Annotated in this window: 10 protein-coding genes and 2 pseudogenes; 7 read left to right on the top strand and 5 right to left on the bottom strand. The window is 64.7% G+C overall.

Translation table 11 applies throughout. The features are described 5' to 3' along the window. From EN781_RS16280 to EN781_RS16270, 3 genes and pseudogenes are all read right to left on the bottom strand, one after another. Positions 1-733, bottom strand: a pseudogene (locus EN781_RS16280) (class II glutamine amidotransferase); the annotation flags it as partial. A 184-nt stretch (positions 734-917) separates the two neighbouring features. Next, positions 918-1,718, bottom strand: a complete 801-nt coding sequence (locus EN781_RS16275; RefSeq protein WP_126056792.1) for a class II glutamine amidotransferase — start codon at positions 1,716-1,718, stop codon at positions 918-920. A gap of 15 nt (positions 1,719-1,733) precedes the next feature. Beyond that, entirely contained in the window at positions 1,734-1,985 is a 252-nt protein-coding gene (locus EN781_RS16270) for a DUF6356 family protein (RefSeq protein ID WP_126056793.1), read from the bottom strand. A 115-nt stretch (positions 1,986-2,100) separates the two neighbouring features. Between EN781_RS16270 and EN781_RS16265 the strand changes: the two genes are divergently transcribed. From EN781_RS16265 to EN781_RS16245, 5 genes are all read left to right on the top strand, one after another. Beyond that, positions 2,101-2,571, top strand: coding sequence for an Lrp/AsnC family transcriptional regulator (locus tag EN781_RS16265; protein WP_126056794.1), 471 nt, complete (start codon positions 2,101-2,103; stop codon positions 2,569-2,571). 85 nt (positions 2,572-2,656) lie between these two features. Further along, positions 2,657-3,142, top strand: coding sequence for a dUTP diphosphatase (gene dut, locus EN781_RS16260; protein ID WP_126056795.1), 486 nt, complete (start codon positions 2,657-2,659; stop codon positions 3,140-3,142). Continuing rightward, positions 3,142-3,801: an HAD family phosphatase gene (locus tag EN781_RS16255; RefSeq protein ID WP_189347613.1), complete on the top strand. Its 660-nt coding sequence runs from the start codon at positions 3,142-3,144 to the stop codon at positions 3,799-3,801. The genes dut and EN781_RS16255 overlap by 1 nt, the downstream gene beginning before the upstream one ends. 177 nt (positions 3,802-3,978) lie before the next feature. Further along, on the top strand, positions 3,979-4,803 hold the full coding sequence (locus EN781_RS16250; RefSeq protein ID WP_126056797.1) for a hypothetical protein: 825 nt from the start codon (positions 3,979-3,981) through the stop codon (positions 4,801-4,803). A gap of 78 nt (positions 4,804-4,881) precedes the next feature. Next, entirely contained in the window at positions 4,882-5,685 is an 804-nt protein-coding gene (locus EN781_RS16245) for an oxaloacetate decarboxylase (protein ID WP_126056798.1), read from the top strand. A 9-nt stretch (positions 5,686-5,694) separates the two neighbouring features. Here EN781_RS16245 and EN781_RS16240 read toward each other — a convergent pair whose 3' ends face one another. Next, entirely contained in the window at positions 5,695-6,390 is a 696-nt protein-coding gene (locus EN781_RS16240) for a sulfate transporter family protein (RefSeq protein ID WP_126056799.1), read from the bottom strand. 64 nt (positions 6,391-6,454) lie between these two features. Continuing rightward, positions 6,455-7,357, bottom strand: coding sequence for an EamA family transporter (locus EN781_RS16235; protein ID WP_126056800.1), 903 nt, complete (start codon positions 7,355-7,357; stop codon positions 6,455-6,457). A 276-nt stretch (positions 7,358-7,633) separates the two neighbouring features. Here EN781_RS16235 and EN781_RS16230 point away from each other — a divergent pair, with 276 nt between their 5' ends. Together EN781_RS16230 and EN781_RS16225 are read left to right on the top strand one after the other, a co-directional pair. Beyond that, the gene (locus EN781_RS16230) at positions 7,634-8,626 is read left to right on the top strand and encodes an adenosine kinase (RefSeq protein WP_126056801.1); all 993 of its coding nucleotides are present in this window, start codon (positions 7,634-7,636) and stop codon (positions 8,624-8,626) included. A gap of 290 nt (positions 8,627-8,916) precedes the next feature. Beyond that, positions 8,917-9,410, top strand: a pseudogene (locus tag EN781_RS16225) (hypothetical protein); the annotation flags it as partial.

The raw sequence follows: 9,410 nt of genomic DNA, 5'->3' as shown, positions 1-9,410 counted from the left end.
GTGCAATGGTGACGAAGCTCGATGGCGGGATCGTCTGCCACTCGCCGCCTTCGCGGTCGAAGGGCTCCGAGACGATGCAGCGGCCCCTGCCAAAGGCCGAGGTGTAAAGCGTCGGCGCATGATCGTCGGTGGCGTAGCGCACGGCGTAGAGCGCCTTGCCGTCCGAGAAGGCGGCGGTGAGCTTCAGCGCCGGGTCCAGACCGGCGCGGCGCGAGGCGTCGAGCACGCGATTGGCGGCGCGCGTTGCCGCGCCATGCGGGTCGCGCGACAGGCCCTCGTCGATCATCAGCAGGAAGAACAGCTCGGAATCGGTGCTGCCCGAGCGCCGGTCGTAGACGGCGTCCGAAAGCGAGTTCTCCAGTCCGCGGCGTATCCTTTCGAAGCCGTGGATCTGGCCGTTATGCATGAACGACCAGCGGCCGGAAATGAACGGGTGGCAGTTCACGCGGCTGGTGCCGCCACCGGTCGAGGCGCGGACATGGGCCAGGAAAAGGCCGGATCTGATCTGCTGGCACAGGCTCTTCAGGTTAGGGTCTGACCAGGCCGGCAGAATATCGCGATAGAGCCCAGGCTCGGGCCGGCCGCCATATCAGGCCAGACCGAAGCCGTCGGCATTGGTCGGCGATTTCGCCTCCCGCGCGTCGCGGCTCTGAACGATCAGCGAGTGTGAAGGTGCGGTGACGATCTCTTCAAGGAATATCGCTTCGCCGAGATAGGCGGCCCATCTGCACATTGTTGCGTCATCCTCTCTTGCGCATCCAACCGGGGCCGCGAATGAAAACCATTCGCCGCCGGTGAGGCGCCAGAGATGACAGGAGGCCGGATTGGCGTCCTTACGTCGCGCTGATGTTTTGCTGATCCTTTGCCCGAGGCAGGCTGGAAAGATGCCGGCGATCGCCGGGCGATCGAGATCGTGCCTAGCCGACCAGCGCCAGCTTGTTCGCTGCAGGTGCAAAAGGCCGAATGCCCATGCCGTCCGCCGTCATGGTGACGAAGCTCGACGGCGGGATCGCCTGCCACTCGCCGCCGTCGCGGTCGAAGGGTTCGGAAACGATGCAGCGGCCCGCGCCGTTGCGGAAGACGGAGGTGTAGAGCGTCGGCGCATGATCGTCGGTGGCGTAGCGCACGGCATAGAGCGCCTGGCCGTTGGAGAAAGCAGCCGTCAGCTTCAGCGCCGGCTCGAGGCCAGCGCGGCGCGAGGCGTCCAGCACGCGACTGGTGGCGCGCGACACCGCGCCTTGCGGGTCTTCGGACAGACCCTCGTCGATCATCAGGAGAAAAAAGAGCTCGGAATCGGTGGTGCCCTCGCGCTGGTCGAAGACGGCGTCGCAGAGCGAATTCTCCAGCGCGCGGCGGATCTTCTCGAAACCACCGATCTGGCCGTTGTGCATGAACGACCAGCGGCCGGAGATGAAAGGATGGCAGTTCATGCGGCTGGTGGCGCCGCCGGTCGAGGCGCGCACATGGGCGAGGAACAGGCCGGACTTGATCTGCCGGCACAGGCTCTTCAGATTGGGGTCCGACCAAGCCGGCAGGATGTCGCGATAGAGGCCGGGCTCGGGCCGGTCGCCATACCAGGCAAGCCCGAAACCGTCGCCATTGGTCGGCGACTTGGCTTCCTGGGCGCAGTGGCTCTGGGCGATCAGCGAATGGCAGGGCGCGGTGATGATGTCTTCGAGGAAGACCGCTTCACCAAAATAGGCCGCCCACCGGCACATCGCATTCCACCGTTGCTAGGCGCGGTCCATCAGAGCCTTGGGCTCCTTGACCGCGTGTGAGCCTCTGTTGTGCGTCCGCTCATAGAGCTCGCGGACGATTCGGCTGGCGGTAGTCTCGAACAGAAATGGCAAGAAAGCGTGAACGAGCGCCGCGCCCGCGGCCAGCGACAGGCGCGAGCAGAACCAGGCGGCGAAGGCCATGTGGCTGAAATAGGTCTCGCCCACCTTGGCCGGGTGAGAGGTGAACAGCTTCGAAAACGTCGTCATGGTGATCCCTCCTGCCGGGATGAGCCCCGATGCTGAGTATCGTGCCACGGGTCAAAGGTTCATCGATCCCAAATTGTCCTTGCGATGAGCAACAATTTGGGACATTCATCCCAGGATGAGCATAGAAATCGATGAAATCGATCGAAGATTGCTGGCGGAGCTGCAACGCGACGGTACGTTGTCGGTCGATCAGCTGTCGGAGCGGGTGGCGCTGTCGCGCAATGCCTGCTGGCGGCGGGTCAAGCGGCTGGAGGAGGACGGCGTCATCATCGGGCGCGTGGCGCTGGTCGATGCCGACAAGCTCGGGCTCGGCCTCTCCGTGTTCATCCTGGTCCGCACCTCCAACCACGATCCGGACTGGCTGCAGAAGTTCCGCGCGGCGGTGACCGGCTTTGCCGAGATCACCGGCGTCTACCGCATGTCGGGCGATCTCGACTATGTACTGAGAGCCCGCGTCGCCGACGTGAAGGCCTATGACCGGCTCTACCAGCGGCTGATCGCCAAGGTGGCGCTGTCGGATGTCTCGGCCTCCTTCGTCATGGAGGAGATCAAGGAAACGACGGTCGTGCCGGTGGAACTGCGCTGAGGAGGAACCGCCTCGAAAGAAAGGCGTTGATAGCGTTGCGGCCGGGGTTGACCTTTCCGGCACTCGCGCCGATAGCAATGGGCTCATGCGCACAGCTGTCTATCCCTCCCCCGTCATCGGCCCCTCCGTCGGTTTCGTCAGGCTTCCGCATGGCGAAGGCCTGCCGCTGCCGGCCTATGAAAGCTCAGGCGCCGCCGGCATGGATTTGCGCGCCGCGGTACCGGATGACCGGCCGCTGCTCATCCTGCCCGGGAAACGCGCGCTGGTGCCGACCGGGCTGATCGTGGAAATCCCGGAAGGCATGGAAGGCCAGGTCCGGCCGCGCTCCGGTCTTGCCTTCAAGCACGGCCTTACCGTTCTCAATTCACCCGGCACCATCGACAGCGATTATCGCGGCGAGGTCAAGGTGCTGCTGGTCAATCTCGGCGACGAGGACTTCGCGGTGACGCGCGGCATGCGCATCGCCCAGATCGTCTTTGCGGCGGTGGCGCAAGTAGCGATCGAGGAGCGCTCGCTCGCTGGCGGCACGGCGCGCGGGGCGGGCGGCTTCGGGTCGACCGGCACGGCCTGATGTCTGTACCAAAGCTGGTCATCTTCGACTGCGACGGGGTCCTGGTCGACACCGAGAACCTTGCCAACCGGCGCCTCGCCGAGTGGCTGAGCGGCGCCGGCTTCGCCACCACCTTCGAATATTGCCGCAAGCACTTCTCCGGCCGCAGCATGGCCTCGGTGCAGAAAGAGATCGAAGCGGCGACCGAGGTCAGGCTCGGCGTCGATTTCGTCGACCGCTGGAACGCCGGCCTGCCGGACCTGTTCGCGCATGGCGTCGAGGCGATCCCTTATGTGCGCGACTTCATCGAGAAGGTCCGCGCCGCCGGCATCGCCTACTGCGTCGCCTCATCGGCGCGGGTGTCGAAGATGCATATCACGCTCGGCCAGACCGGGCTGCTGCCGTTGTTCGAGCACGCCATGTTTTCGTCGACCATGGTCGGGCGCGGCAAGCCGTTTCCGGACCTGTTTCTCTACGCGGCAAAGACGATGGGCTTCGCGCCGGCCGACTGCATCGTCATCGAGGACAGCGTCGCCGGCACTGAGGCCGGCATCGCCGCCGGAATGCGCGTCTTCTCCTATCACGCCGATCCCTATTCCGACCCGCATGGTCTGGAAGAGGCCGGCGGCATTCTGTTCGACGACATGCGCGCGCTGGCCGGGCTGGTGCCGATCGGCTGAGCCGGTTTTCAGCCTTGGGGCCTGGCTTTGCGTTTCAAGACTCCGCGCTGGAGTGGTTGATCGGTGATGGAAACGCAGAACCACCTCTTTTGTTTCGACGCAATCCGGACGGAAAACCGCTTCACACTTTTCCTCGAATTGCTCTAGCGTAGGCTCTCTCGGGGGGCGCCCGCACATATGATCTCCATTTTGTTTCGCTTCATTCTCGCTTGCCTGCTCTTGCCCTGGATTTGGGCGACGGCAGACGCGCAGACCGCCAGCTTCCCGGAACTGAGCAGCGCCGTCCCTAGCCATCCGGACGTCACCTATCTCGACCTTGCCAACTTGGTCGTCCCCGTTCTCGCCGGCACTTCGCCGATCAAGATCCGCCCCATCAGCGGTGACGCTGATGACGAGGCGCCGCCTTCGACCGGCAACCTGTCGAGCGCCGCCGTCCTCGATATCAAAGCCGGCGGCAAGGAACGGCTGACGATGCTGTTCGACCTCGGGCAAGCCTCCGACAGCGCCGAGGGTTTCGCTGTGCTGGCGCTCTACGACCTCGGCGGCAAGCCGGAATTGCTCGACGCGGTCAATGTCGCCACCGATCGAAGCACATTTTTTCGCGAACCGGCCAGGCTTTCGATCAGCGCCGGCGATGACGCCGTCGTCATCACCAGCACGCATTTCAATTCGAACCAGGGCTATGTCAGCACGTTGCTGCTCATGGTCCGCAGCGACCGCTTCGAGCTGGTCGACACCATCAACACGTTCGATGAAAACTACTGCTACAAGCGGACGCAGGATCTTGCCTTCAAGACGCTCGCGGACGGCCGGCGCTATGCGGCGATCAAGGCGACGGTGACCGACGCCACGGTGCCGGGCGAAGACTGCGAAGACGAGCAGCCCAAGGCTTCGTCGCACAAGATCTCTGTGACCTATCGCTGGAGCAAGAAGGCGTCGCGCTACGTGCCTAGTTCCAAGGCGTTCGAGCGTCTGTCAGCAGAGAACCAGAAACGCTTCTGAGCCAGACGCATTCGTTTGCCCGGTTGAAATCGTCGCGTTAGACTCCGCTTCACAAGTCCACATATGAGGGAAGCATCCATGGACAAGGGCAAGATCTTTCGCGACCTGCACGCCTCGACCTTCGTCATGCCCAATCCCTGGGATATCGGCACGACAAAGCTTCTCGCCTCCTTCGGATTCAAGGCGCTGGCGACGACCAGCGCCGGCTTTGCCTTTTCGCGCGGCCTGCCCGACGGCGCGGTGACGTTCGACGCGATGATCCATCACTGCCGCGAGGTGACGGCGGCGACCGCTCTTCCAGTTTCGGCCGATCTCGAACGTGGCAAGGGCGACAGCCCCGAACAGGCGGCAGAGACCGTTTTCGCGGCCGAGGCGGCCGGCCTTGCCGGCTGCTCGATTGAGGACCACACTGGCGATCGGGAGAAGCCGATCTATGATTTTTCCCACGCCGTAGAACGCGTCGCCGCCGCTGTCGAGGCGGCGCGGGCGCTGAAGCACGATTTCGTCTTCACCGCGCGGGCCGAGAATTTCCTGTGGGGCCGGTCCGATATCGATGACACGATCAAGCGGCTGCAGGCCTTCGAGCAGGCCGGAGCCGACGTGCTCTACGCGCCGGGCTTGAGCGACGTCGAGACGGTGCGGATCGTCTGCTCGTCGGTGACCAAGCCGGTCAACGTCATGGCGCGGCCGGGCTTCGCCGTCGCCGACCTCGCCCAGGCGGGTGTCAAGCGCATCTCGCTCGGGCCCTGGCTGACCAATTTCGCCTTCGGCATGCTGGAGACCGCGGCGCGCGAGATCCAGCAGGACGGCACCTTCGGCTTCACCCGCGCCGCCATGCCGTTCGGCAAGCTGCAAGCGCTGTTCGGCAAGAACGGCGACTGACCGAAAAGGTCATTCTGGCCGGCGCGCTGACACCGCCTTGTGCAGATGCACCATCATGGCGGCGGTGAAGAGCGGCGTCAGCAGGTTGACGACCGGAACGGCCAGGAAAGCGGCGATGACCAGCCCGGCCAGGAACACGGTGCCGGCATACTTCCGGCGCAAGGCCTTAGCTTCGGCCTCCGGGCGGAAGCGCATGGCGGCGAATTCGAAGAACTCGCGCCCGAGCAGATAGCCATTGACGATGAAGAAGGCGGCGATGTTGATGCCCGGCACCAGGAGCAGCAGCAGGGCGATGATGTTGCCGAGAACAACGACGCCAAAGAATTTTATCGCCAGCACCAGCGAGTGCAGCGCCGGCACGGGACGGCCGGGCGGGTCGTCCGGATAATCGGTGCGCTCGACCACTTCGGCGACGTCGTCGAGGAACAGGCCGGCGATGATCGCCGTCACCGGCGCGACAACCAGCGCCATCCCCATCGCCAGGACGATGCCGGCGACAATGGCGCCCAGCCATCCGGCCCAGGACGGCAGCCCAGGCAGAAGCGTCTGCAGCCACGGCCAGGCCAGCCATCCGAGCAGGCTCTCGATGCCGAACCAAAAGGCCACCAGCGCCAGCAGGGTCAGCCCCAGCGTCTTCAGGAAGACGGAACGGAATTCGGGCGAGAACAGCCGGCTGGCAGCGGCGCGGGCGGCGTCGAGGATCACGGCGTCTCCAACCCCTCATTGACTAAGACGCTTCCGAGATAGGCACCCTTGTCGAGCAGCGCAACTATTGCGCAAGTTTCGTCTGCCGGGCGGGGATGGTCATCGCCGCGACGCCGACAACGACGAAACCCATGCCGAGCCAGGCCGTCGGACCGAGGCTCTCGCCAAGGAAGAGAGCGCCGATGCCGACGCCTATCGGCACGCGCAGATAGGCCTGCGATGTGGTGCCGACCGAGCCCAGCGTGTGGATAAGGCGGAAGAAGATCGAGAAGGCGAGCGCGGTCGAGAAGACTGAAAGTCCGATCAGGGCGAGGATCGACGCGGTCGATGGCGAGAGCGTCCAGGGCCGGTCGAAAACAAGGCTCAACGGAATCAGGATCGCCGCGCCGCAGATCATCGAGCCGGCGGCCGGCAGCATTGGGTCAAGCCCTCTGAAGTTGCGCCCGAAAATGGCCGCGCCCGCATAGCTGACGGTAGCGGCGACGACGGCAAGCTGCGCCCACAGCTGATGGCCGAGACCGCCGAGCGCCTCCGTGCCGACGATGAGGCAGATGCCAGCGATGCCAGCGCCGACACCGACCAGCTTGCGCAGCGTCACCGGCTCGTGGCGGGTGATCAGCGCGGTCAGGAGGAAGGTGAAGATCGGCGAGGTGGCGTTGAGGATGGTGGCGAGGCCGGCATCAATGGAGCGCTCGGCGGCGGCGATCAGGGTGAAGGGCACGACGCTGTTCAGGCAGGCCTGGAAGGCGAAGCGACGCCAGGTTGCGGCGTCCCTCGGCATGGCGAGGCCGCGCCAGCGGATGATCGCCAGCAGGATGGCGCCGGCGATCAGGGTGCGGGCGGCGATGAAGGTCACCGGCGGGATCGTCTCGACGCCAACCTTGATGAAGGTATAGGACGCGCCCCATAGCAGCGCCAGCACGGCAAGCAGCGACAGTTCGGTGGTCATGTCGGTCTTTGCGGGCATTGCTGGTTCGTGCTCTCAGAAACTTCGCTCGGATCGCTTCTAGCCGACGGCCAGGCGGAAATGTTTCGATCCGGATGCAACCATAGCCGTCATCATCACGGCCGATATGGTCCAGTTTTATGCGATGGCTGCAACAGCCGGCAAATAGGCGCGGCCATTGACCGGCATGGCGGAACCCAATGCCGATTTTCGGGGTAGGCAAAAGGGCGGCAACTCGCTAGACCCGCGCCCGGCCGGCGTGGCAGAAAGCCGGCAGGTTCCAAGGCGGAGAGATTGATGCCGGATTATGACGTGCTTTGCATCGGCAATGCCATTGTCGACATCATCGCCCAGTGCGACGAGGCCTTCCTCGAGACCAACGGCATCATCAAGGGCGCGATGAACCTGATCGACACCAGGCGCGCCGAACTGCTCTACAGCCGCATGGGCCCGGCGATCGAGGCCTCCGGCGGCAGCGCCGGCAACACGGCGGCTGGCGTTGCGAGCTTCGGCGGCCGCGCCGCCTTCTTTGGCAAGGTCTCCAACGACCCGCTCGGCGAAATCTACACCCACGACATCCAGGCCCAGGGCGTCGCGTTCGACACCAAGCCGCTCCAGGGCCAGCCGCCGACGGCGCGATCGATGATCTTCGTCACGCCGGACGGCGAGCGCTCGATGAACACCTATCTCGGCGCCTGCGTCGAGCTTGGCCCGGAAGATGTCGAGGCCGACAAGGCCTCCGGCGCCGCGGTCACCTATTTCGAGGGCTATCTGTGGGACCCGCCGCGCGCCAAGGAAGCGATCCGGCAGACGGCAAGACTGGCGCATGCCGCCGGGCGCGAAGTGTCGATGACATTGTCGGATTCCTTCTGCGTCGACCGCTACCGCGACGAGTTCCTCGACCTGATGCGCTCGGGCACCGTCGACATCGTCTTCGCCAACAGCCACGAGATCAAGTCGCTCTACCAGACCTCGTCCTTCGAGGACGCGCTGGAAGCGATCCGCAAGGATTGCAAGATCGCCGCCGTCACCCGCTCCGAAAAGGGCTCGGTCATCGTGCGTGGCGACGAGACCGTCACCATCAATGCGACGACGATCCGCGAACTGGTCGACACCACCGGCGCCGGCGACCTCTATGCCGCCGGCTTCCTCTACGGCTACACCGCAGGACGCAGCCTCAAGGAATGCGGCGACCTCGGCTCGCTGGCGGCCGGGCTGGTGATCCAACAGATCGGGCCGCGCCCAAGGCAGAATTTGCGCAGCGCGGCCCAATTGGCGGGGCTGCTTTAGCCTTCATTGCATTGGGCGCGTCGAACGACGCCAACTGTCGCGCGCCTGTCATAGAGCGCACCTACACGCAAACCGAGGCGTCCCGCGACTGACATTTCGGGATGTCCAGTTGGGGTGCAAAAAAATGCAAGACAGCAACCTGTCGGGTCGCTGTGTTTGTCGTTGCTGCCATTTTTGCTTCCTGCTGTAGCCATTTCAATCGGCCGCAGCTGGGGAGGAGAGCGCGTGGCCCGCAAGACAGACACATGACCAGATTTCAAAATCCGACGGATGGGACATCGCAGGATGCCTTGGCGGGCCTCGTCGCCGAGGCGGTGCAGCAGGCACTGGCCCAGCACGGCGTGCTCCTCGATCCGCAAGCGCTGGCTTCAGCCAGCGCCATCGCCGGCGGTTTCGCCGCCGCCTTTCCCTTCCTGCCGCAAACACAGCGGCTCGCGATCGGCTCCCTCAAAGGCGATTGGACCGCGCTTGCTTCCGCGTTCTTCAGCATGACCGCCAACAAGGCCGCGCGTGGCGGCACGGCAGACGCCGGCCGTAGCACGGCAGACGCCGGTGGGGCGGATGAGCACCCGGTGCCGCCATCCGCGACCGGGAAGCCCCCGTCGCCGCGCGAGCGCCAGCGAACCAACGATCTACAATCCGTGCTGATCGAGGATTGGGCGGGCGAAGTCGCAGGATCGACCTATCTGGAAGAGAATTTCCGCATACCGCGCTCGACCCTGCATCGCTGGCAACGGCGAAACGAGGTCATTGCCTTGCGCAAGGGTGGCCGCAAGCATGTCTT

Source organism: Mesorhizobium sp. M4A.F.Ca.ET.090.04.2.1 (assembly GCF_003999085.1).
Lineage (GTDB): Bacteria > Pseudomonadota > Alphaproteobacteria > Rhizobiales > Rhizobiaceae > Mesorhizobium.
Note: the sequence above shows the minus strand (reverse complement) of the source record. Positions and strands in the feature narration are given on the sequence as shown.